Source organism: Mycolicibacterium brisbanense (assembly GCF_001570425.1).
GTDB lineage: Bacteria > Actinomycetota > Actinomycetes > Mycobacteriales > Mycobacteriaceae > Mycobacterium > Mycobacterium brisbanense.
The window spans coordinates 259360-282768 of record NZ_BCSX01000051.1 but is presented as its reverse complement, the minus strand read 5'-3'; the positions used below and the strand labels follow the sequence as shown (position 1 = coordinate 282768).

Annotated in this window: 20 protein-coding genes and 1 tRNA gene; 9 read left to right on the top strand and 12 right to left on the bottom strand. The window is 66.5% G+C overall.

Going from position 1 to position 23409, the window contains the following annotated elements; all coding sequences use genetic code 11:
- Positions 1–198: 198 nt before the first annotated feature.
- Together RMCB_RS30200 and RMCB_RS30195 are read left to right on the top strand one after the other, a co-directional pair.
- Positions 199–606 carry a cupin domain-containing protein gene (locus RMCB_RS30200; protein ID WP_234792288.1) on the top strand — a complete coding sequence of 136 codons (408 nt, stop codon included), beginning with the start codon at positions 199–201 and terminating at the stop codon, positions 604–606.
- Positions 607–642: 36 nt separating this feature from the next.
- Positions 643–1731: an IS630 family transposase gene (locus tag RMCB_RS30195; RefSeq protein WP_062831664.1), complete on the top strand. Its 1089-nt coding sequence runs from the start codon at positions 643–645 to the stop codon at positions 1729–1731.
- Between the two features lie 19 nt (positions 1732–1750).
- On the opposite strand, the gene RMCB_RS30190 is transcribed toward RMCB_RS30195, so the two are convergent.
- Together RMCB_RS30190 and RMCB_RS30185 are read right to left on the bottom strand one after the other, a co-directional pair.
- Entirely contained in the window at positions 1751–2011 is a 261-nt protein-coding gene (locus RMCB_RS30190) for a hypothetical protein (RefSeq protein ID WP_062831663.1), read from the bottom strand.
- Between the two features lie 363 nt (positions 2012–2374).
- Positions 2375–3403, bottom strand: coding sequence for a LysR family transcriptional regulator (locus RMCB_RS30185; RefSeq protein ID WP_063979685.1), 1029 nt, complete (start codon positions 3401–3403; stop codon positions 2375–2377).
- A gap of 196 nt (positions 3404–3599) precedes the next feature.
- Between RMCB_RS30185 and RMCB_RS30180 the strand changes: the two genes are divergently transcribed.
- The 3 genes from RMCB_RS30180 to RMCB_RS30170 are packed head-to-tail and all read left to right on the top strand — an operon-like array spanning position 3600 to position 7097.
- Complete coding sequence (locus tag RMCB_RS30180; RefSeq protein WP_062831662.1) at positions 3600–4313, top strand: SDR family NAD(P)-dependent oxidoreductase; 714 nt, start codon at positions 3600–3602, stop codon at positions 4311–4313.
- Between the two features lie 35 nt (positions 4314–4348).
- Complete coding sequence (locus RMCB_RS30175) at positions 4349–5650, top strand: flavin-containing monooxygenase (protein ID WP_062831661.1); 1302 nt, start codon at positions 4349–4351, stop codon at positions 5648–5650.
- Between the two features lie 43 nt (positions 5651–5693).
- The gene (locus RMCB_RS30170) at positions 5694–7097 is read left to right on the top strand and encodes an MFS transporter (protein WP_062831660.1); all 1404 of its coding nucleotides are present in this window, start codon (positions 5694–5696) and stop codon (positions 7095–7097) included.
- A 119-nt stretch (positions 7098–7216) separates the two neighbouring features.
- On the opposite strand, the gene RMCB_RS30165 is transcribed toward RMCB_RS30170, so the two are convergent.
- The 4 genes from RMCB_RS30165 to RMCB_RS30150 all read right to left on the bottom strand — a co-directional run bounded on the left by RMCB_RS30165 (position 7217) and on the right by RMCB_RS30150 (position 13074).
- A tRNA-Met gene (locus RMCB_RS30165) sits at positions 7217–7290 on the bottom strand.
- 86 nt (positions 7291–7376) lie between these two features.
- The gene (locus tag RMCB_RS30160; RefSeq protein WP_062831659.1) at positions 7377–8771 is read right to left on the bottom strand and encodes an FAD-binding oxidoreductase; all 1395 of its coding nucleotides are present in this window, start codon (positions 8769–8771) and stop codon (positions 7377–7379) included.
- Positions 8772–8955: 184 nt separating this feature from the next.
- Positions 8956–11943 carry a UPF0182 family protein gene (locus RMCB_RS30155; RefSeq protein ID WP_062831658.1) on the bottom strand — a complete coding sequence of 996 codons (2988 nt, stop codon included), beginning with the start codon at positions 11941–11943 and terminating at the stop codon, positions 8956–8958.
- A gap of 96 nt (positions 11944–12039) precedes the next feature.
- Entirely contained in the window at positions 12040–13074 is a 1035-nt protein-coding gene (locus RMCB_RS30150) for a YlbL family protein (protein WP_029373560.1), read from the bottom strand.
- Between the two features lie 91 nt (positions 13075–13165).
- On the opposite strand from RMCB_RS30150, the gene RMCB_RS30145 reads away from it, so the two are divergent.
- From RMCB_RS30145 to RMCB_RS30135, 3 genes are read left to right on the top strand one after another with little or no spacing between them, the layout of a single operon-like run.
- Complete coding sequence (locus tag RMCB_RS30145) at positions 13166–14545, top strand: zinc-dependent metalloprotease (protein ID WP_062831657.1); 1380 nt, start codon at positions 13166–13168, stop codon at positions 14543–14545.
- A gap of 52 nt (positions 14546–14597) precedes the next feature.
- Positions 14598–15440: a TOMM precursor leader peptide-binding protein gene (locus tag RMCB_RS30140; RefSeq protein WP_062831656.1), complete on the top strand. Its 843-nt coding sequence runs from the start codon at positions 14598–14600 to the stop codon at positions 15438–15440.
- Positions 15441–15482: 42 nt separating this feature from the next.
- Positions 15483–16817 carry a macrolide-binding ATPase MABP-1 gene (locus RMCB_RS30135; RefSeq protein ID WP_029373563.1) on the top strand — a complete coding sequence of 445 codons (1335 nt, stop codon included), beginning with the start codon at positions 15483–15485 and terminating at the stop codon, positions 16815–16817.
- Positions 16818–16901: 84 nt separating this feature from the next.
- Here RMCB_RS30135 and RMCB_RS30130 read toward each other — a convergent pair whose 3' ends face one another.
- From RMCB_RS30130 to RMCB_RS30105, 6 genes are all read right to left on the bottom strand, one after another.
- Entirely contained in the window at positions 16902–17219 is a 318-nt protein-coding gene (locus RMCB_RS30130; RefSeq protein ID WP_036426048.1) for a WhiB family transcriptional regulator, read from the bottom strand.
- 146 nt (positions 17220–17365) lie between these two features.
- Entirely contained in the window at positions 17366–17671 is a 306-nt protein-coding gene (locus tag RMCB_RS30125) for a hypothetical protein (RefSeq protein ID WP_234792287.1), read from the bottom strand.
- A 107-nt stretch (positions 17672–17778) separates the two neighbouring features.
- On the bottom strand, positions 17779–19893 hold the full coding sequence (locus RMCB_RS30120) for an ATP-dependent DNA helicase UvrD2 (RefSeq protein ID WP_062831696.1): 2115 nt from the start codon (positions 19891–19893) through the stop codon (positions 17779–17781).
- Between the two features lie 88 nt (positions 19894–19981).
- On the bottom strand, positions 19982–20836 hold the full coding sequence (locus RMCB_RS30115) for an HTD2 family dehydratase (RefSeq protein WP_062831654.1): 855 nt from the start codon (positions 20834–20836) through the stop codon (positions 19982–19984).
- A 1-nt stretch (position 20837) separates the two neighbouring features.
- On the bottom strand, positions 20838–21878 hold the full coding sequence (locus RMCB_RS30110; protein ID WP_407662156.1) for an acyl-CoA dehydrogenase family protein: 1041 nt from the start codon (positions 21876–21878) through the stop codon (positions 20838–20840).
- Complete coding sequence (locus RMCB_RS30105) at positions 21863–23017, bottom strand: acyl-CoA dehydrogenase family protein (protein ID WP_062831653.1); 1155 nt, start codon at positions 23015–23017, stop codon at positions 21863–21865. Before RMCB_RS30105 ends, RMCB_RS30110 begins: the two co-directional genes overlap by 16 nt.
- Before the next feature lie 108 nt (positions 23018–23125).
- On the opposite strand from RMCB_RS30105, the gene RMCB_RS30100 reads away from it, so the two are divergent.
- Positions 23126–23374, top strand: a complete 249-nt coding sequence (locus tag RMCB_RS30100) for a mycoredoxin (protein ID WP_062831652.1) — start codon at positions 23126–23128, stop codon at positions 23372–23374.
- The last annotated feature ends 35 nt before the right edge of the window (positions 23375–23409 follow it).

The following is a 23409-nucleotide window of genomic DNA, read 5'->3' as shown; positions in this document are numbered from 1 at the left end:
CCTCGCGAGGGGTGAGGTACCTCATCCGAGCCGAGAGCGGGAGACTGGGGCGTGCCGACGAAAACCCCTGCGGCAGAACAGGTTGGCAGACTCCGCGCCGTTCGGGACCCGGCGTGTACGTGAAACATCCTGTCCCCCTCGTCCTGACGTGGCGCCGGAGCGTTGCGCAGTGCGGCGTGTCCCAAAGAACGGAGAGACATGACAACATCCACTCCCCCGACCTCGACACTGACGGGGAAAGCAATCGACTCCTGGCCTGCGCAGTCGATGAAGCCCACGAAAGCCGAATGGCCCCGGATGCGCTGCAGATTCATCACCGCCGACCCGGTGGGCGCATGGGACGACTTCATCCTCATGGAGTGGGAGATGGATAAATGTGGTTGGGAGGATTTCCACCCCCACAGCGAGACGGCCTTCGTCGTGGAAGGAGAGCTCCACATCGAGTGCGACGGCGAGTCCGTCATTCTGGGACCGGGTGACACGGCACGCGTGAATCCCGGACGCACGGCCCGTTACTCGGCCCCCGTGTACGCGCGGATGGTCACCACCTACGGCCCCAACCCCGACGGTAGGGAATCCCACTCCTTCCGATACTTCGAAATCTGAGCCCCGGGGTCCGCCACCGCGCCGTTGGAGACTGACGTGGTCGCACGCAGAGGCAGGCCGGTCGCTGAGCTGGTATTGACCGGCGACGAGTCCGCGACGTTGAAGCGATGGGCTGAGCTGGCGAACGCACCGGCCCTCGCGCAGCGGTGCCGAATCATATTGGGTTGCGCGGCAGGCGATACCAACAAGCAGGTCGCTGCGGATCTTGGCGTTTCACAGGAGATGGTGTGCAAGTGGCGGCAACGGTTCATCGGCAATCGGCTCGACGGACTAGCTGACAAGCCTCGTCCGGGTGCGCCGCGCACCATCACCGATGAGGCCGTTGAGGATGTGGTCGTCGCGACGTTGGAGCGGCAGCCCAAAGACGGCAGACATTGGTCACGCTCCACGATGGCCGCCGAGACGGGGCTGTCACGATCCGCGGTGGGCCGGATCTGGAAATCGTTCGGAATTGGCCCCCAGCGGACCGACACGTTCAAGATCAGCGCCGACCCTCAGTTCGTCGCAAAGGTGCGCGATGTCGTGGGGCTGTATCTGGACCCTCCAGAGAAGGCCCTAGTGCTGTGCGTTGACGAAAAGGCCCAGATCCACACCCTGGACCACGGTGCGGCCGTACTGCCGATGACGTTCGGGATACCTTGGCGCACCATGGAATATGCGCACCACGGGGTAACCACCTTGTTCGCAGCGTTGGACCTGGCGACGGGCGAGGTGTGCGGATCACCAGACCGCAGGCGCCGCGCGACCGAGTTCAAGAAGTTCTTGGTCAAGGTCGACAGCGCCGTACCCGCCGGTTTGGACATCCACCTGATCTGCGACAACTACTCGACGCACAAGTCACCGACGATCATGAAGTGGCTGGCCGCTCATCCTCGGTTCCATATGCACTTCACCCCGACGTATTCATCGTGGTTGCACCAGATCGAGCACTGGTCGGGGTTGCTGACCCACCAGAATCTCCGTCGCAGCGTCTACCGTTCGATTCAGGCGTTCGAGAACGACATCCGAGACTGGATCAGCACCTGGAACAAAAGCCCACATCCATTCAACTGGACCAAGTCAGCTGACGAAATCCTCGAATGCCTTGCCCCGCATCGTCAACGGATCCCCGGCGCAGCACACTAGACGGGACCAATCGTTCGGCCTATCGGCGCTCATCGGTCAATGACCGATAGGCGCGCACAGATGCGCTGAGCGGCTTCCGAAGGGCGAGCCCACCAAAGGCGCCGCCGATCGCGGTCAAGGCCGCCACGCCGCTCAGCTTCCAGAACAGCTCACCATGCCCCGTCTGGTGCACGATCACCCAGTACGCCACGCAGCCGGCCGTAAACAGCAGGATCGCCGCGAACAGCACACCGAACATCGACGGGTAGTTGGTTTTCTTGTCGGTGATCTTTTCCACCATGGCTCCCTTTGTTGGGATCACGGTCGCACCACTGCGGCCGACGAGAGTTTAATCCGGTGAGACATTGTTGCCTGGCCTTAACTCGTCCGCAGAACTGTAGTACCGCTGCATTTGGAAGTCAATGGCCTCCGATTGGCACCATGCTGCTCGCGCAACGCAATCGACAGTGGAATTCGAACAAAGACGCGATACCTGTAAGCCGCTGCTGCACAACGCCGTTCGGCTGACAGAATCGTTCGGCACATTCAGCGAACTGACAGCTGATTTTCAGAATTCCCTCGTGGCAGGGATGTAATTGCGTGAGAAATAAATCCGCAGGAATGCGCAACCGATCGAGGTGCTTCTCGACAATTCGGCTTACGTTCAGGGCTCCGTGAAGAACCCCGGCTCTGGCTGGCCGGGCGAAGCCACCGCTGGACTGTCGTAGCGTGTGTCGAGCAGCGCGCTTTGCACGTGCTCGCCCATACGCGCTGTCATTCGTTTGTTCAGAGCGGCCATGTGGCGGTTGGCCAGAGCCATGAACCTTCGCGTGGCAGGAGAAATCGCTCCCCCGGCTCGGGTAATGAAGGAGAAGCTCTCGTGGTAGGCCGGGTCCAGTGACACCCAACCGATGCGATTCGAATGCTCGTAACGCAGCACGGTGAACCGCGAAACGATGGTGTCGCCGATACCTTCAGCCGCCAATTCGAGTGCTGCTGACTGGAACTCAACCTCGATGTCGGGAGTGATGGTCACGCCGAGTTCGCGGGCGCGTTCGGCAATGCCCCGCCGTAGCGGATCCTCGGTCTGCCAGTGAGCTTCCGAGAGGATGAGGGTGGCGTCCGCCAAGTCCGCGATGGTGACGGGCCGCGCGGTCCGGGCGGGGTCAGCACTGACGTAGACGACCTCGTCGACCAACACGGGCGGGCTCACGGTCAGCCGTTGATCGTCGATGGGCAGTTGCACCAGTCCGGCTTCCAAGTCTCCAGAACGCACGGCGTCGGCGACTTCCGATGAGTTCAGCCCGACAATGCGGACCCGTACCCGCGGATGCAAGGTGCGGAATTCCGCGACGAGCGGCGCGAGGAGATAGCGGTGAGCGCTGCTGAAGGTGCCGAAGGACACCTCGCCGCCGGTGAGGGTGCGCGCGACGCGTGCGGTGGCCGTCAGGTCGTCGGCGCTGCGCAGCGTCTGCTCCGCCAAAGGCACGATCAGGCGCCCGACGTCGGTGAGCGCAAGCGTCCGGCTGGTTCGGGTGAACAGCTGCGCACCGAGGATGTGCTCAAGTCTGCGGATTTGCACCGAAAGACTCGGCTGCGCGATGTACTCGGCGGCCGCAGCGGCCGAGAACGACCCGGCCTCGACGGCGCGCAGGAAGTAACGCAGCTGCCGCAGCGTAGGCCCTTCGGCCACGGCTAGTCGCCCGCTCCGGCGCCGCGAAACGCTGCTGAAACAGCGGTGTATCGCGTCCTGCACATGACCGCCAATCTATAGGAAAAACCTTGATCTGGCGCTCCATATCGCCCGTAGACGGTGCCGAGATCACCTCTCAAACTAGGAAACAACTGGTCAGCGCAACAGCGACGAAGATCACCCCAAGGAGTCATCAATGGACAATGGACAACACAATCCGACAGCTGTAGTCACTGGAGCGGCCAGCGGGATGGGCCGGTCGACGGTCACCGCCCTGCTCAAGCAAGGCTGGGATGTCCTCGCGTTGGACCGCGACGTCATCGAATACTCGGTCGCCGGCGAGACCGTCCGGACCGTGCAGGCCGACGTCACCCGCCGTGACGACGTACGGCGGGCCTTGTCCGACTTTCTGGTGCAGCGGCCCCTGGATCTGGTCGCCAATGTCGCCGGTATCTACCCGCCGAGCACACTGGACACCTTCACCGAGGAGCTCTACCGCAGCGTCTTCGACGTAAACGTCCTCGGCATCCTCAACGTCACCGCCGAGTCCGTCGCCCACATGAGCGGCGGCGGTTCGATCATCAACTTCGCCTCCGTCGACGCGTTCACCGTGTCGCCCGGTCAGCTGCTGTACGGAGCATCCAAGGCCGCGGTGGTCATGCTGACCAAAGAACTGGCGCTGGAACTGGCCCCGCGCGGCATCCGCGTCAACGCCATCGCTCCCGGCTGGGTCAACACCCCGGGCAACGCAGCGACCGGCCGCATGGCCGCCGCGGCCGCATCGATACCCCTTGGCCGCGTTGCCGAACCGGATGAAATCGCCCGCTGGGTACTGCTTCTCGGCGGTCCCGATGCGGCGTTCATGACCGGCGAGACGGTCGTGCTCTCCGGCGGCGACGTCATCCGCTGACCCGACAACCACACATCTTCAGCGAACGGAAAATCATGGCCAACTACTGCGTCATCGGAGCCGGCGCCGCCGGCCTCTCGGCACTCGATGTCCTCAATGCGCGCGGACACCAGGTGGACTGCTACGAAAAAAGTGATCGCGTCGCCGGTCACTGGAACACCGACTACGACGCACTGCATCTCATCACGTCGCGGAACATGACCACGTTCGAGGGATTCCCGATGCCGGAGGACTACCCTCATTTCCCGCGCCGCGATCAGGTCCGCGACTACATCGCCTCCTTTGCCACCACCCGCGGACACGACCAACGGATCTCCTTCAACACCGAAGTGCTGTCGGTCACCCCCATCGACGGGCCCGGACCGGTGGGAAGCGCCGGGTGGACGGTCACCACCAGCGCCGGCGCAGGCACGTATGACGGTGTGCTCGTCGCCAACGGTCACCTGTGGGATCCGAAGATCCCCGATGTTCCCGGACAATTCACCGGCAAGCAGATCCACTCCGGCGTCTACCGCAACACCGGCGACATCCAAGGACGGCGGGTGCTCGTGGTCGGCGCAGGAAACTCCGGCTGCGATCTGGCCGTCGACGTCGCCCAGCACCGCCTCGACGTCGACATCGTCGTGCGGCACGGGTCCTACTTCCAACCTAAGATGTACTTCGGCCGACCGCGCCAGGAAGTCCCGTTCCTGGCCGAATTCTCGCCCGCCGAACAAGATCTCATCGCCCGCCTGCTGGCCCGCGTCTCGATCGGCGAAAACGCCGACTACCCTGGACTGCCCGTACCACAACACCGCACGCTCGCCGACGGAGCCACCGTCGTCAACGACCTCCTGCTGTACTGGATTCACCACGGCCGCATCACGGTGAAGGGGCACGGTCTGGAACGCTTCGACGGCAACACCGTGCACTTCGCCGACGGCACGGCCAAGGAGTACGACACCATCCTGTGGGCAACCGGATTCCATGCGACGCTGCCGTTCCTCGACGATCAGTTGGTCACCAGGCGCAACGGCCGGCCGCTCCGCTATGCCGGCGGCATCGTTCCCGCCGGACTCGAAAAGCTCTACTACATCGGCCTGACCGCCCCTCGCGGTCCGCAGATTCCGATCTACGGCGTCCAGACCAAGATCGCCGAACGCATGATGCGCCTGCATCAGGACGCCGGCAGCCACGGGGCCGGCATCGCCGCCTACTTCGCCCGGTTGCAGCAGCCCGACGACCGGATCGACATCCCGCGCGACATCTGGCTCGAGCAGATCGCCGACACCAACCGGCTCCTGGACGCGCTTGAGGCCACCACCGAGGAGCGACTGCTCAATGCAACCAACAGATGAGACACCCGCAGCGACAACGGCTTCCAGAAACGAGAACACGCCGATGGCCACCCATCTGATCGATGACAGCCCGCTCACCCGGTATCACAAAAGGCTGATCCTCGCCTGCTCCGGCGGCCCCTTCCTGGACGGCTACCTGCTCAGCATCGTCGGGGTGGCGCTCACCGGCGCCAGTAAAGACCTGGCGCTGGACTCCAACGCCATGGGCATCGCGGGTGCGGCATCGCTGATCGGTCTGTTCGTCGGCAGCCTCGTATTCGGTCCCATCACCGACCGGATCGGGCGTCGCCTCATGTACACCGCCGACCTGCTACTCATGATCGCCGCGTCGTTGGCGTGCTTGTGGATCGGTACCGGCTGGCAGCTCATCGCGTTGCGCTTCGTCGTCGGCCTCGCCGTGGGCGCCGACTATCCGATCGCCACCTCACTGCTCACCGAGTGGATGCCGAAGAAGTACCGAGGAGCAGTGATCGGGCTGCTATCCACCATCTGGCTCGTCGGCGCGGTGCTGGCCTACCTCGTCGGCTATGCCCTGACCTCTGCCTACGGAGTCCAGGCGTGGCGGTGGATGCTGGCCAGCGGCGCGGTATTCGGAGTCATCGTGCTCATCCTGCGCATGGGTGCCCATGAGTCGCCGCGCTGGCTCATATGCCGCGGCCGTGTGGAAGAAGCCCGCAGACACATCGCTGCCGTGCTCGGACGCGACGTCACGACACAGGAAGTCACCGCGTTGGTGGGCTCCGAAGAGCAACCGCAACAGACGGCCTCACTGATCGAGCTCGCACGCGGCGACTACCTGCGCCGTGTCCTGTTCTGCGGCCTCACCTGGATGTGTATCGCCATCCCCCAGTTCGCGTTGTTCACCTATGGTCCAATCATCTTGTCGCAGTTCGGCTTCGGCGACGGCGGGGCCGAGGAGACCCTCGGCCAGATCATCTTGAACCTGGGGTTCCTCGTCGGCAGCCTCCCCGCCCTGCGCTGGGTGGAGACGCGCGGGAGACGTCCGCTGATGATCGGCAGTTTCCTGTTGGGCGCCTTGGCATTACTACCGCTCGGGATATGGCCAGACGCGCCGGGCTGGTTCGTCATCACCTTCTTCTTCCTCTTCACTCTCATCAACGGCGCAGGAACCATCCTGGTCTTCATCTACCCCAACGAACTGTTCCCGACTCAGGTCCGGGCCTCCGCGGTAGGGGTGGCCACTGCGATCAGCCGGCTCGGTGCGGCCATCGGCACCTACCTGGTGCCGTTGTCACTCAGCGGAATCGGTACCGGGCCCACGATGCTCATCGGCGTCGGGCTGACTGTGCTGGGGCTGATCATCAGCATCTTCTGGGCCGAGGAAACGCGGAACCGGTCACTGACCGCGACGGCAGGCGGCACGGATCCGGCCGCTCGTGACGTCCGCCCCACGTTGACCGGCGAGGCCCGCAAAAGCCCTGCCTGAATCAGCAAGTCGGCCTTGCGTGATGGTCGTTGATTGAGAGGCAGGCGCTCGCTCTGCGAAGGTTCCCGCCAGACATGAGAATGGCCCCCGGAGAAATCTCCGGGGGCCATTCTCGCTAGTAGCGGGGACAGGATTCGAACCTGCGACCTCTGGGTTATGAGCCCAGCGAGCTACCGAGCTGCTCCACCCCGCGTTGGTGAACTCAAGGTTACCGAAGCGGTTGGCGCTGCTCCAAATCGTATGGTCAAAGGCCGTTTTTGGCGGAATCAGCCGCTGAAATCAGTCCACGAAACGCACCACTTGACCGCATCGGAACACTCCGGCGGGGTCGTATCGTTCGGCCAGGGCGGCCAGCCAGTGCCGGGTGTCCTCGTCATAGACGCGCGCTGCCCGTCCGGCGTCGTCCGAAGGTGCGAAATTCGGCAGCTGCCCACCGGTCGACCACGGCGTGAGCTCGGCCACGAGCGCATCGGCCTGCGACCGCACCGCCTCGGCGATGGGCGGTGCCGGCACCCCGATGACCGTCACTGCGTAGGCGGCGTCGCGGTGGCAGAACGCACTGCGGTGCGCTCCTTCGCGCGCGAGCGCCCCGCCCAGCATCCGGACATCGACGATGGTCTGCATCGAACCCGAATCCGGCCCGGCGGCCGCCAAGATCACCTCGACGGTCTCCGAGGTGAATTCGCGGAGCAGCGTGTGACTTTCGCACGTGGGCATGGGGTCGACCGGGTCGGCATGCACGGCACCGATCGCCGCATAGGGCAGCACGCCGACGGTATCGAGGATGGGTCTCGCGGCTGCCCGTAACGTCGCCAGCCGTCGCTCTGCATCGTCGAACTCGTCGACCGCGACGTAGCGCACGGCAATCGTGAGCTTGCCGGCCAGCGGCTCGGGAACGCCCGGCATCTCGGGAAGCTGCAGCAGCGCAACCGAAGTGGAGATACTTTCCGGCAGTTCGGCACACCACCGTGCCCACTCCCGCAGCACGAGCGGAGCCTCGGCGCCGTCGAAATAGAGCGAGCCACCGTAAAATTCGGGGATCGGTAGCAAGTCGATCTCGACGGCCGTCACGATACCCAGCGTCGACTTGCCACCGCGCAAGCCCCAGAACAGATCTGGGTTCTCTTCGGGCGTCGCGCGCAGCACCTCCCCTGCCCCGGTGACCAATTCGAACGATCGCACGTAGTCCGCCGACAGGCCGACCGTACGCACCAGTGGCCCGACGCCTCCTCCTGTGAGATATCCGACCACTCCGACGTTGGGTGACGAACCGCACAGCGCAGCCAATCCGTGCGGGGCCGCCGCGTCGAGCACGTGCTGCCAGGTGGCCCCGGCAGCGACCCGGGCGGTGCGGGCGACGGGGTCGACGGTGCAACCCGTCATCCCCGCGGTCACCACGAGAATGGTGTCGGAGGCGACGCTCAGCGCACCGTGGCCGGTGGCCTGCACGGTGACCCGAAATCCGCGACGCCCGGCGAAACCCACGGTGTTGGCAATGTCGTAGGCCGTGGTCGCCAGCACCACCGCAGCCGGCTGCACAGTGGCCGCCAGATTCCACGGTGCGGCTTGCTCATAGCCGGCCTCACCCGGGAACGCCACGGGCGCGGCGACGTGGGCCCGCAGCCCCGTCAGGGCGTCGGCCAAGTCGTCGTAGGGAAGATCGGTCAGGGTCATCGGGGTCCTCTCGGATGGCAGTGCGAATCTCGGCGCACAGCATCGCTATGAGGACTTGGTGTTCACTTGTCGTCCAGCTAAGGCGTCGGACGCGGCCACCAGACACGTAGGTCCCCGAACACCGGCGTGTCGGGGACCTACGTGTCTGCTCGCGCGAGAAAGGTGCTCGCGCGAAAAAGGAAGGCTACTTGGTGGCGTCGTACTTCTTCATCGCGTCAGCCAGGCCCTGCAGGGCCTGTCCGTACTTCGCGAAATCACCACTGCGCTGGGCTTCCTGGGCCGCTGCCACCGCCGCGTCGATCTCCTGCAGCGCCGCGGCCTTCGCCGGCGACAACTGCACGGGCGGCTGCCCGGGAACCGGCACCGATACCTCTGGTGCGCGGCTGCCCTGATCGGCCGCCGGTGGCGGTGGGGCCGGCGCCTGGCCTGGCACCGGCGGTTTGGCGTCGGTGGGTGCGACGTTGGTCGCCGTCGCCCCCGCCCCGGGACCGAACAACTCGGTCAACGCGTCACTGACTGTCGGCCCGTAGCCGACCTTGTCGTTGTAGAGCATCGCCACCCGGATGAGACGTGGGTAGGACGACGCCGCGTCGCTGGTGCCCGGCGAGGCGTAAACCGGTGCGACATAAAGCAATCCGCCCTCACCCACGGGCAGGGTCAGCAGATTGCCCCAGCGGATGCGGTTCTGGTTGTCGCGCCCGATCACACCGAGGTCCTGGCTGACCGCGGTGTCGGTGCTGATCGCGTTGAACGCCAGTTTGGGACCGTTGACCTGACCGGGAATGGTCAACACCGTGATCTTGCCGTAGCTCGACGGATCCGAACTTGCGCTGACATACGCGGCCAGGAAGTCACGCTGGAACCGGTTCATCGCGCTGGTCAACTGGAACGACGACGAATTGTCCTTGTTCGCAATGTCCTTGGCGACGATGTAGTACGGCGGCTGATAGCTGCTCGCCGTCGGGTTCGGGTCGAGCGGCACATCCCAGAAGTCCTGTGCCGAGAAGAACGTGATCGGGTTGTCCACGTGGTAGCGCGCCAGCAGTGCCCGCTGCACTTTGAACAGATCTTCCGGATACCGAAGGTGTGCCTGCAGTTCCGGGGAGATGTCGCTCTTGGGCTTGACGGTGCCGGGGAACACCTTCTCCCAGGCCTGCAGCACCGGATCGGACTCGTCCTGCGCGTAGAGGGTCACGGTGCCGTCGTAGGCGTCGACCGTGGCCTTCACCGAGTTGCGGATGTAGGACACCTGCTTGTCCGGCGCCAGCCGGTTGACCGCCACCTCGTTGGAGTCGGCCGTCGCGCTCGACAGCGTCGTCAACTCCGAATACGGGTAGTTGTCCAGTGTGGTGTAGCCGTCGACGATCCACACCATGCGGCGGTTGACGATCGCCGGGTACACGCTGGTGTCGGTGGTCAGCCACGGCGCAACGGCCTCGACGCGCTTGGCCGGGTCACGGTTGAACAGGATCTTGCTGTTCTCGCCGATCACGTTGGAGAACAGGAAGTTCCGCTCGGCGAACTTGGCGGCGAACACGCTGCGCGACAACCAGCTGCCGATCGGAACGCCACCCTTGCCCTCATAGGTGTAGTTCTTGGTCTCGGTGTTGGTCTCGTAGTCGTATTCGCGGTCGGCGCCGTTGCTGCCGACAATCGCGTAATCGGCAGGCGTGTTGGCGATCACCGGGCCGAAGTACACGCGGGGCTGATCCAGCGGGGCCGGGCCGGGCGACACCACACCGCCGTTGGCGCCGACGACACTGGCCAGGAACTCCGGGTAGCCGCCGTTCTGGTTGGGGTCGTTGGCGATACCGCGCACGGTGTTGGCGGGCGAGGCGATGAAGCCGTTGCCGTGGGTGTACACCGAGTGCCGGTTGATCCAGTCCCGCTGGTTGTCGATCAGGCGGTCCGGGTTGAGTTCACGTGCGGCCACCACATAGTCCCGCAGGTTGCCGTCCGGGCCGGCGTAGCGGTCGATGGACAGCTGATCCGGGAAGTAGTAGAAGTTCTTGCCCTGCTGGAACTGAGTGAATGCCGGGCTGACGATGGTCGGGTCGAGCAGCCGGATGTTGGACGTGGTGGCCCGATCCGCGGCGACCTGGGCCGCCGTCGTCTGCCCGTTGCTCTCGTAGTTGCGGTAGGTCACGGTGTCACTGGTGAGCCCGTAGGCCTCCCTGGTCGCCGTGATGCTCCGGCTGATGTATTCGCTTTCCTTCTGCGCGGCGTTGGGTTTGACGCTGAACTGCTCGACGATCAGCGGCCAGCCCGCTCCGACCACCAGCGAGCTCAGCAGCAACAGCACCACGCCGATGACGGGGATGCGCAAGTCTCGCAAGACGATCGCGGAAAACACCGCCACCGCGCAGATCACCGCGATGGCCAACAGGATGAGCTTGGCGGGCAACACCGCGTTGATGTCGGTGTAGCCGGCACCGGTGAACGGTTTGGCCGCCCGCGTGACGCTGAGCAGTTCGTAGCGGTCGAGCCAGTAGGCGACCGCCTTGAGCAGGATCAGGAAACCGACGAGGCTGATCAGCTGGATGCGGGCCGAGCGGCTCAGCGCACCGGTGCGCCCGGCCAGCCGAATACCACCGAACAGGTAGTGGCCCAGCAGGTTTGCGATGAACGCCAGGAACGTCGCGACGAAGAGGTAGGTGAGGACCAACCGGTAGAACGGCAGATCGAACGCATAGAACCCGAGGTCGCGCCCGAATTGCGGGTCGGTGATTCCGAATTCGCCGCCGTGCAGGAACAGCTGCACCCGCACCCAGTAGGTCTGCGCGACGATCCCGGCCAGCAGACCGATGAACACCGGGAGCCCGATGCCGAACAACCGCAGGCGGGCCAGCACGGTGGTGCGGTACCGGGCCACCGGGTCATTGGGCCCCGCGGCCGGGACGAACACCGGACGCGTGCGGTACGCCAGGGCCAGCCCGGCGAACACGATCGCGCCCATCAGCAGTCCAGCGACGAGGAACACGACGAGGCGAGTGACCAGCACCGTGGTGAACACCGACCGGTATCCCAGTTCACCGAACCACAGCCAGTCGACATAGGTGTCGACGAACCGCGGCCCGATCAGCAACAGCAGGACCACCACCAGCGCCAGCCCGATCAAAACCCGGCTTCGTCGCGTCAGCTTCGGCATCCTCGCCGCGGGCCGCATACCCACTCGTCAACTCCAGTCTCGGGTTCCCGGATTACTGGCCTGCCGTGTCCGGCCTGCCGGATTTCCCCCAACTCTAGCCAGTCACCCCCGGCGGGCGGTTCAGCAGCGCGGGGGTTCGCCACCGGCAGAAAGCGTATGCAGCGCGTCGACGGCTCCCGTGAGAGTGTCGACCTTGACCAATTCCATACCGTCCTGCGGCGCCGAACGTGCCTCGGCGCAGTTCTCCGCGGGCACCAGGAACACCGTCGCCCCGGCTTCGTGCGCCGCAAGCATCTTGTGGGTGATACCGCCGATCGAGCCGACCTTGCCGTCGCCGGTGATGGTCCCGGTGCCTGCGATGAACTTGCCGTCATTGAGATCGCCGGTGGTCAACTTGTCCACGACGGCGAGGCTGAACATCAGGCCCGCCGACGGACCGCCGATGTTGGCCAGGTTGAAGCTGATGTCGAACGGCGCCCACGGCGCGTCGAGCACCCCCACCCCCAGGAAGCCGTAATCCCGGTCGGGGTTGTGGCCCAGGGTGATGGTGGCGGTGCCCGCGGGAGCGTTCTTGCGGCGGTAGTCGAGGACGATGGTGTCCCCCGGCTTGGTCGCCTTGAGCAGCGCCTGGAACTCGTCGAGCTTGGCCACCGGCTTGCCGTTGACGGCGTCGATCGCGTCGCCGGGTTTGAGCTTGCCCGCCGAGGGGCCGGGATCGGTCACGGTCTGCACCGTCACCGCCATGGGGTACTTCAAGAACGCCAGCGCGGCGTACTCGGCGTTGTCCTCGGACCGCTTGAAGTCGCTGGTGTTGGCCTGGTCGATCTCGTCCTTGGACTTGTCGGGCGGGTACACCAGGTCACGTGGCACCAGCTGCTCACGGCCCGACATCCACAACGTCAGGGCCTGCCCCAGGGTCAGCCCGTCGCGCTGCGACACCGTCGTCATGTTGAGGTGCCCGGACGTCGGGTGGACGACAACGGTCTCCCCGGTGCTGTTTATGTCGACGACCTGTTTGCCCTCCACCTCACCGAGTGTGTTGAAGGTCGGACCCGGCCCTAGGGACACGTAGGGCACCGTCACCACGGAAAGCAGCACACCGAACACCAGAATCGGCACGAGAGCCACCAGCAGCGTCAAAATCCGCCTGTTCACGCCGCCAACAGTAAAGCCTGCGACATCAGGTTCACTGACAGCGTGACCCGCAGCGTCACGAAGGGGCCCTGTGGTGAGTACCGTTGGGGCTATGGCTGACCTGCCCTTCGGCTTTTCCGCCGGGGATGACCCCGAGCGCGACAAGCGCAAGAAAGACCCTGATTCCGGCTCCGGGTCCGGCGCCGATCCATTCGGCCTCGGAGCCGGCGGCGCCGGTTTCGACATGGGTGACTTGGGCCAGATCTTCACCAAACTCGGCGAAATGTTCAGCGGGGCAGGCACTGCGATGGCCGGCGGCGGCCAGTCCGGCCCGGTCAACTACGACCTCGCGCGGCAGCTGGCGTCCAATTCGATCGGCTTCGTCGCCCCGGTTCCCGACCAGACCAAGAACGCCGTCGCCGACGCGGTCCGGCTCGCCGAGACCTGGCTCGACGGTGTCACGCCGCTGCCGGCCGGCACCACCCGCACGGTGGCGTGGACGCCGAGCGATTGGCTGGACAACACCCTGGAGACCTGGAAGCGGCTGTGCAATCCGGTCGCCGAGCAGATCTCGACGGTGTGGGCCTCGGCGTTGCCCGAGGAAGCCAAGACCATGGCGGGCCCGCTGCTGGCGATGATGTCGCAGATGGGTGGCATGGCCTTCGGTTCCCAGCTCGGCCAGGCCCTGGGCCAGCTGTCCCGCGAGGTGCTCACCTCGACCGACATCGGATTGCCGCTGGGCCCCAAAGGGGTTGCGGCGCTCATGCCCGAGGCCATCGAGTCGCTGTCGGAGGGTCTTGAGCGGCCCCGCAGCGAGATCCTGACGTTCCTGGCGGCCCGCGAAGCCGCCCATCATCGGCTGTTCAGCCACGTGCCGTGGCTCTCCAGCCAGCTGCTGGGCGCGGTCGAGGCATTCGCCAAGGGCATGAAGGTCGACATGTCCGGCATCGAGGACATGGCCAAGGGCTTCAACCCGGCCTCGCTGACCGACCCGTCCGAGATGGAACAGTTGCTCAGCCAGGGCATGTTCGAGCCCAAAGCCACCCCCGAGCAGGAAGCCGCCCTGGAACGGCTGGAGACCCTGCTCGCGTTGATCGAGGGCTGGGTGCAGACCGTGGTCTCCGCGGCGCTGGGTGAGCGGATTCCGGGCACCGAGGCGTTGTCGGAGACCCTGCGCCGACGCCGAGCCACCGGCGGCCCGGCGGAACGGACCTTCGCCACGCTCGTCGGCCTGGAACTGCGTCCGCGCAAGATGCGCGAGGCGGCCGCCCTGTGGGAGCGACTGACCGAGGCGGTCGGCGCCGACGCGCGCGATGGCGTGTGGCAGCACCCCGACCTGTTGCCCGACGCGTCCGATCTCGATGAGCCCGCCGGTTTCATCGACCGGATGATCGGCGGCGACACCAGCGACATCGACAGCGCCTTCGAGCAGGCCATCGCCGATCTGCAGAAGGAACAGGGCGACGACACCGAGCGACGCGACGAGTCCTGAGGCCTGTGGATAACTGACGGGGCGGTGCCGCGGGCCGTGGCAGAGTCATGCCATGACGACGCGGTATGTGCTGGCACCCGGCCGCCCCGTGCTGCTACGGCCCGACGGAGCGGTTCAGGTCGGCTGGGATCCCCGCCGCGCGGTACTGGTCCGCCCGCCGGAACCGATCACCCAGGCGCAGCTCGCCGACCTGCTGCACACGTTGCAGGGCGGCGCGTCCCGAGACGAACTCGCCACGGCGGCAACAGAATTCGATGCCGCCGAGGCTGTCGATGAGCTGATCGCCGCGCTGACCGACGCAGGCCTCGTCACCGCCGCGACACCTCATCCGTCGCGTACCCCGTCGGTGCGCATCCATGGACGCGGACCACTCTCGGAACTGCTCACCAGTGCGCTGCGCTGCTCGGGAGCACTGGTCCGGCACACCAGTCGGCCGCACGCGTCGGCGGTCCCCGAGGCCACCGACCTCGTCGTGCTCGCCGACTACCAGGTCACCGAACCGCGGGTGCTACGCGAACTGCACGAAGCCGCGGTGGCGCATCTTCCGGTGCGGCTGCGCGACGGCGCCGGGTTGGTCGGGCCGCTCGTCATCCCCGGGCTGACCAGCTGTCTGCACTGCGCCGACCTGCACCGCCGCGACCGGGACGCCGCCTGGCCCGCACTGGCCGCGCAGCTGCGCGGCACCGTCGGCACAGCCGGGCGGGCGACCATCCTGGCCACCGCGGCACTGGCGCTGCGCCAGATCGACCTGGTGATCCAGGCCGTACGGGAGGCCGGTGACTCGCGACGTGCACCGCAACCACCACCGACGCTGAACACCACACTCGAACTCGACGCCGACGGCTACTCGATCAGCGCACGCCGCTGGTCACGCCATCCGGAGTGCCCATGCTGAAAACGAATGTTGCCACTAAGTTGTGGCCCGTTCAGGACTGTCGTGGATGATGGTCTGGTGTCTGACATCAAACGGGGAAGCGTCGCACGCAACGCCAAGCTCGCCGGCCTGGCGGGTGGCATGGCCGGCCGCGCCGCACTCGGCCTCGGCAAACGCCTGACCGGCAAGTCCAAGGACGAGGTCACCGCCGAATTGATGGACAAGGCCGCACAGCAATTGTTCACCGTGCTGGGCGAGCTCAAGGGCGGCGCGATGAAAGTCGGGCAGGCTCTGTCGGTGATGGAGGCCGCCATCCCCGAGCAGTACGGCAAACCGTATCGCGAGGCGTTGACCAAGCTGCAGAAGGACGCTCCCCCGCTGCCGGCGGCCAAGGTGCACCGGGTGCTCGACGGCCAGCTGGGCACCAAGTGGCGCGACCGGTTCGCCTCGTTCGACGACACCCCGGTCGCCTCGGCGAGCATCGGCCAGGTGCATAAGGGCATCTGGTCCGACGGCCGCGAAGTCGCGGTGAAGATCCAGTACCCGGGCGCCGACGAAGCCCTGCGCGCCGACCTCAAGACCATCCAGCGCCTGGTCGGCGTCTTCAAGCAGCTGGCCCCCGGTGCCGATATCCAGGGCATCGTCGACGAGCTGACCGAACGTACCGAGATGGAACTGGACTACCGGCTGGAAGCCGAGAACCAACGCGCGTTCGCCAAGGCCTATCGCAACGATCCGCATTTCGCGGTGCCCGCCGTCGTGGCCAGCGCACCCAAAGTCGTTATCGCCGAATGGATGGACGGCATCCCGATGTCGGTGATCATCCGCGAGGGCACACCCGAACAACGCGACCTCATGGGCACTCGGCTCAGCGAGCTCACCTTCGACGCGCCCGCACGGCTGGAGATGATGCACGGCGACGCGCACCCCGGAAACTTCATGCTGCTGCCCGACGGCCGCATGGGCGTCATCGACTTCGGCGCTGTCGCACCGATGCCCGGCGGTTTCCCGCCGTCGCTGGGGCGCACCATCCGGCTGGCGCGTGACCATAACTACGACGAGCTGCTGCCCGCCATGGAAGAAGCCGGATTCATTCAGAAGGGCCAACAGGTTTCGGTGCAGGAAGTCGATGACATGCTGCGCCAGTACGTCGAACCCATCGAGGTCGACGTGTTCCATTACACCCGTCGCTGGATCCAGCGGATGGCCGCGGGGCAGATGGACAACTCGGTCGCTCAGATCAAGATGGCCCGCCAACTCGACCTACCGGCCAACCTCGCCATTCCGCTGCGGGTGATCGCCTCGACCATCGCCATCTGCTGTCAGCTTGATGCCCACGTGCCGGTGAAATCGATTGCCACGGCACTGGTTCCAGGATTCGCCGAAGAAGCTGCCTGAACCCGAAGGCTGGAGTGACGCCGACCCTTCAGACGTCACTCCAGCACGAATAGCGGACGTGTGGCGGGAAATCCGGCCGCGGCATCACGCCGCGGCCGGATTGCTCCCGGCGTCCTTACGCGGACGGCCACGCGGCCTCTTCCGGGCCACGATGCTGCCGCGGTCGAGGATCTCGCCGCCCCACACACCCCACGGCTCCTGCCTCTCCAAGGCGGCAGCCAGGCACTCGGTGCGGATCGGGCAATCCGCGCACAGCGCCTTGGCGCGCTCGAGGTCGACGGGGCTCTCCGCGAACCACAGATCCGGGTCCTCGATGTGGCACGGCACCGCCGGCAGTCGCTTCTCGCATGTCACCGGCGTGAAGCTCATCCCCGGAGCGTTCATCGCAATGGACATGTACATATCCCCTGCTTCCTGGTCGTTGTTTCGGCGATCTATCTGTCTGTCGATGGATCTGCGACCAGATTTCTCGGGGGTACCGACAAATATGGCCACGGATCCGGTTTGACTGCGGGTCCGTGGCCATTCGGCGGTGGTGAGAGCTCTACCTAGGTGGGGCTCCAATCCACGGACACGCGGGGCGTGGCGGCGGTGCGGCGCTTGTGCTGCGGGGCAAATCCTGCGACGGGCGGCCACACAGCATTGGCAATGAGCAGATGCCGCCCGGCGGGGGCTGCAGCAACGGCGACCGCACCAACGCCAGCAGCGGCCGCCAACCCAGCACGGGCGGCAGCGGCCACAGCGGCACGGGCAGCTACGGGTTGCCCGGCAGGGGCGCTGAAGACATAGCCAGCGCGGAAGGACGAGGGCATGCCTGCGACCACGACACCGCTGAGTTTGATGTTGCTGATCATTTCGGGCACCCTCCTTCCATCTCGCCGTCAGAGTTGTTGATCTTGAGACTAAAGCCTAGCAGTCAAATCGCACAACCTATTTTCTACCTGCGGTTTTGGCATGATTTTTACGATTTCTGGCGGCCTTTGACCAATGCCACCACATCGGCGCCGTACTGCTCGAGCTTGCGCGCACCGATCCCGGGAATAGCCACCAGCGCCGCGTCATCGGTGGGTTGGGTCTCGGCGATGGCGATCAGCGTGTTGTCGGTGAACACGACATAGGCGGGCACCTTCATCTCCTTGGAGACGCGCAGCCGCCACTCTTTGAGCTCGGCCAGCAGGTCCTCGTCGAGGTTCGCCGGACAGGTTTCACAGCGCCGCAGCATGATCGCAGCGGACGTGGTGAGCGTCGCGTTGCACACGCGGCAACGTGGGGTTGGGCCACGCTGGCGGCGATTGCGGTCCGGGGCGGCAGCCTTGGCACCCGAGAGCGCAGGCGCGATGCCGTTGAGGAAGCGCGACGGCCGTCGCCCCTGCCGCCCGCCCGGAGTGCGTGCCAGCGCCCAGCTCAGCGCCAGATGCACGCGCGCCCGCGTCACCCCGACATAGAGCAGCCGGCGTTCCTCTTCGACCGGCTCACTGTCCGGACCGTGGGTCAGCGCATGCGAGATGGGCAGGGTGCCGTCGGCCAGCCCGACCAGGAACACCGCATCCCATTCCAGCCCCTTGGCCGCATGCAGCGAGGCCAGCGTCACGCCCTGCACGACCGGCGGGTGCCGGGCGTCGGCGCGTTGGCGCAGTTCGGCGACCAGGGCCCGCAGGTCGAGGTCGGGACGTAACGCGACCTCCTCGTCGACCAGTTCGGCCAGCGCGCCGAGCGCTTCCCAGCGTTCGCGCGCCCGGGTGCCCGCGGGTGGTTCGGCCGTCAGCCCCAGCGGCTCGAGCAGTTCCCGCACCGCGGCGGCCAGATCGTCGGTCTCGGCGCCGCGCTCGGCACTGCGCTGCAACGCCACCAGCGCCTGGCGAATCTCCTGACGGCTGAAGAAACCCTCCCCGCCGCGCACCTGGAAAGCGATGCCCGCCTCGGTCAGCGCCTCCTCGTAGACCTCGGACTGCGCGTTGATCCGGTACAGCACCGCGATTTCGGCTGGGGCCGTACCCGATTCGATGAGCTTCTTGATGGAGCGGGCCACCGCAGTCGCCTCGGCGACCTCGTCGGGGTGTTCGGAGAAGGTCGGTTCCGGCCCGGGGTCGCGCTGGCCCACCAGATGCAGCTTGCTGCCCGCCATGCGGCCACGCGCAGCGGCGATCACCCGGTTGGCCAGCGACACGACCTGCGGCGTGGAGCGATAGTCGCGTTCCAGGCGCACCACCGCGGCGTCGGGAAACCGCCTTGAGAAGTCGAGCAGATACCGTGGGGTCGCGCCGGTGAACGAGTAGATGGTCTGGTTGGCGTCACCGACGACGGTGAGATCGTCGCGATCGCCGAGCCACGCGTCGAGCACCCGTTGTTGCAGGGGTGTGACGTCCTGGTATTCGTCGACGACGAAGCAGCGGTAGCGGTCGCGGAACTCCTGCGCGACGGCGGCGTCGTTCTCGATGGCCGCGGCCGTGTGCAGCAGCAGATCATCGAAGTCCAGCAGCGTGGTGTCGTCGCGGCGGGCCTTGAGCGACTCATAGCCCGCGTAGACCGCTGCGACCTTCGCCGCGTCGAACGGGATGTCCCGGCCGACCTGTGCCACGGCTGCGGGATAGGCCTCGGGCGTGATCAAAGATGCCTTCGCCCACTCGATTTCACCGGCGAGGTCGCGCACGTCGTCGGTGCTGGTCTGCATGCCCGAGCGGCTGGCGGCCTGGGCCACCACGGAGAACTTGCTGTCGAGCAGCTCCCAGCCGGTGGTGCCCACCAGCCTGGGCCAGAAGTACTGCAGCTGCCGACGGGCGGCCGCGTGGAAGGTCACCGCCTGCACGGCGCCGGTGGGCACACCGGACTCGTTGCCCAGCGCCCGCAACCGGCCCCGCATCTCCCCCGCGGCACGTGCGGTGAACGTCACCGCGAGCACCTGGCTGGCCGCGACGTGCCCGGCCGCGACCAGATGCGCGATCCGGCGGGTGATGGTTCGGGTCTTGCCCGTACCCGCACCGGCCAGCACACATACCGGGCCGCGGGCGGCGAGCACCGCCTCGCGCTGCTCATCGTCGAGATCGTCCAGGGCTGCGACGGGGGCCTGCGACGACATGGGCTCCATGATGGCAGCCCCCGGTGACACGGTCGCCGATCCGGTCCCCGGCGCGGCGCATGTCGGGGCCGTGACCAGCGCGGATCAGTTATACAAACGTCGCGGTCGCGGTGGCGTGGGCGGCACCGGATCCGGACACCACGCTCAGGTCCACCGTGCCGTCGGCCGGCTCGCCCTGCACCCGGATCCGGTCACCGAGAAACACCGGACGCCGCAGCCGGAAATCGAAGCGTCCGACGCGATGCTGCGGATCGTGCGCCCGCACCAGCTCGGCCATGTAGATCGCTAAGAGCGGACCATGCACGACCAGCCCGGGATAGCCCTCGACACCGGTGGTGTACGGCTCGTCGTAGTGGATGCGGTGGGCGTTGGCGGTCAGTGCACTGAAGCGGAACAGCAACGCGGGGTTGGGCGTCGGTGCTGCCGACCACGGAGTCGTTTGCGCGGCAAGCGGTTCGGTGGCCTTGGTGAAGGTCGTCGAGTGCCCGTCGTCGCTGCGGTACACCAGGTCCTGCTCCTCGACGAGCCGCACCGTCTCGCCCTGGCGGTAGGTGCTGCGCACCGTCACGAACAGCAGTTCACCGGCGCTGCCCTGTTTGACGGCGGTCCCGGCGATCTCGGAGCGACGCACGGCGGGTTCCCCGAGCACCAACGGCGAGCTGATCGTCATCCGGCCCCCGGCGAACATGCGCCTGCGGTTCGGGATCGGCGGCAGGAAATGCCCGTCGCGGGGATGCCCGTCGGCCCCGAGTTCGGCCGTCCGCGGCCATTCCGCGAAGTAGATCCACTGCCACAGCGGCGGAAGCGCGGACCCGGTGGCGAACGCTTCGTCGAGGTCGAGCGTGGCTGACAGGTCCGTCGCGCGCTGCGGGATCAACGGATCCGACGATTCGACCGGTTCGGGTGCCCAATCGACGATGTGGCGCGTCAAGGTCTCCGGCATGTCATGTCCTCGAATCTGTTGCGGTGATCAATGCCCACAATCCGTCGGCCCCGGCCGTGGTGGCGTGCTCGGTCAGCGCGTCGTCCCAGGACTGCACCGAGCCGTACTCCGAACGCCAGGCCAGCGCTCGGGCGGTGAACTCGTGCAGGCGGTGCTCGCGGGTGGTGCCGATGGCGCCGTGCACCTGGTGGGCGTTGCGGACCACCACGGACGTGGCATGCCCCGCACACGAACGCGCCACGGCGACAAGGAAATCCAGCTGGCCCGCACGCGAGGAGGCCCAGTCCGTGCGCATCGCCTCGGCCAGCGCCGCATCGGTGGCCGCACGGGCCAGGGCCGCGTCGGCGGCGATATCTGCCACAAGATGTTGCACCGCCTGGAATTTCGCCAGCGGCCTGCCGAACTGGATACGTTCGCGGGCGTGCGTCACCGTCAGCGTCAGGATGCGGTCGAGTACGGCGCACACCTGGATGGCGCGGACGAGGGCGGCACGCCGGCGCCACTGCGCGACGACGGAGGCGGGCACCGGCGTCCCGGTCAGCGCGCCGGTGTCGACGACGACGGCGTCGCGCGGTTCGCCCGCGCCGTTGCGACCCGCGGTCAGGCGTACGGACGTCACGTCGACGTCGGCTACTCGGAACGCGGCGCGGTCGGGCCAGATGACGACGATGCGCTCCGCGGTCGCGGCCCACGGCACCGCCCACGCGGCGCCGGACTCATCGAGCAGCGCGGCGGTGCGCCTCGCGTCGCCCACCTCGAGCCCGGCGGCCTCCAGCAGCCAGCAGGCGAGCAGATCATGTTCTGCCACAGGCACACTCACGGCGTGCCAGGCCGCAGCGCGCAGCAGTTCGGCCGCCTCGGCCCAGCTTGCGCCGCTCCCCCCGGACGTCTCAGCCCCGGTGAGCCGCACGAGGCCCAATTCGCCGAGCTGCGACCACAATTCGTCGAGCCCCTCGGTGGGTGCGTGACGCTCGCGGTGCGCGGCGAACACCGCCGACATCATCTCGGCCAGATCGGGATCGACGCTCACCGCAGCCCCAATCCGCGCGCGATGACACCGCGCAGCACCTCGTTTGTGCCGCCGCGCAAGGTGAAGCCGGGACGCTGCACCACGGCATCGGCGAGCATCGTGCGGTATGGCTCGTCATCCATCCCGTCGGGAATGCCGAGCACATCGGCGAAGTCGGCGATATCACCCTCGGTGGTGGTGCCCAGCACCTTGACGACCGCGGCCGCGGTGTCGGCCGGTTCATGGCGTTGCAGCGCCCCCGCGACGGCCATGGACATCTGATGCAGCCCGGCGATGCGCGCGACGTACCGACCGAGATCGGTGTGCCGGGGCAGCGTTCCAGCGCTCATGTGCCCGGCGACGTCGGCCAAGAGTGTGAAGGTGGACAGAAACCGTTCGGGGCCACTGCGTTCGAAGCTCAGCTCAGAGGTCACCTGTTGCCAGCCTTCGCCGATGGTCCCGAACACCATGCCGTCGGGGCCGTCCGGCACGAACACCCCGTCGAGGATGACCTCGTTGAAGTGGTGCTTGCCGTTCATCGAGATGATGGGCCGGATGTCGACGCCGGGTGCGCGCAGATCGACGATGAACTGACTCAGGCCGTCATGCCGATGTGCCGGGTCGGACGGGGCGGTACGGGCCAGGCAGATGAAGGCGTGCGCGAGATGGGCGCCCGACGTCCACACCTTGGCTCCCGTGATGCGCCAACCACCGTCGACGGGTTCGGCCTTGGTCCGGACGCTGGCCAGGTCCGAGCCCGAGTCCGGTTCACTCATCCCGATCGCGAAGTAACACTCGCCTTTGGCGATGGCGGGCAAGAACTTTCGCTTCTGTGCCTCGCTGCCGTACTTGAGCAGTGACGGCACGATCTGGCGGTCGGCGATCCAGTGAGCGCCGACGGGTGCGCCTGCGGCCAACAACTCCTCGGTGACCACGAACCGTTCCTGATGGCTGCGGCCGTGCCCGCCGTATTCGACGGGAACCGTCATCCCGAGCCAGCCCCTGGCGGCCAGCGCCCGGGTGAAGCCCTCGTCCCAGCCCGTCAACCAGCAGTCGGCAGACCGTCCGATACGGCCGGCCTGCTGCTGTTCGGCGACGAACTGCCGGACCTGCAACCGCAAGTCGTCGAGCCCGTGCGGGTCGTCTGCCACCGTCGGCACCAGCCTGGTCATGTTCCACTCCGTCCCATGCGGTTTGCAACTTACCGCCGAGGGCGGCGCGACCGAGAGACCCGCGTCACTGCGGGTATGCCGCGGCGGTTCGGCTACGTTGTGTGGACTATGACTGCTACGTCCCCCGGTCTGATCATGTACACGACCAGCTGGTGCGGCTACTGCCGGCGCCTGAAGACAGCGCTGCGCGCCGAAGGCATCAGCTGGACCGAGGTCGACATCGAGGGCGACCCCGCCGCGGCGGAGTTCGTCGGTTCGGTCAACGGCGGCAACCATGTGGTGCCGACGGTGAAGTTCGCCGACGGGTCGACGCTGACCAACCCCAGCGTCAAGCAGGTCAAAGCCAAGCTGAGCTAGTTCCGTCCGTTTTCCTCGCGAGCAGACGCTCCGGT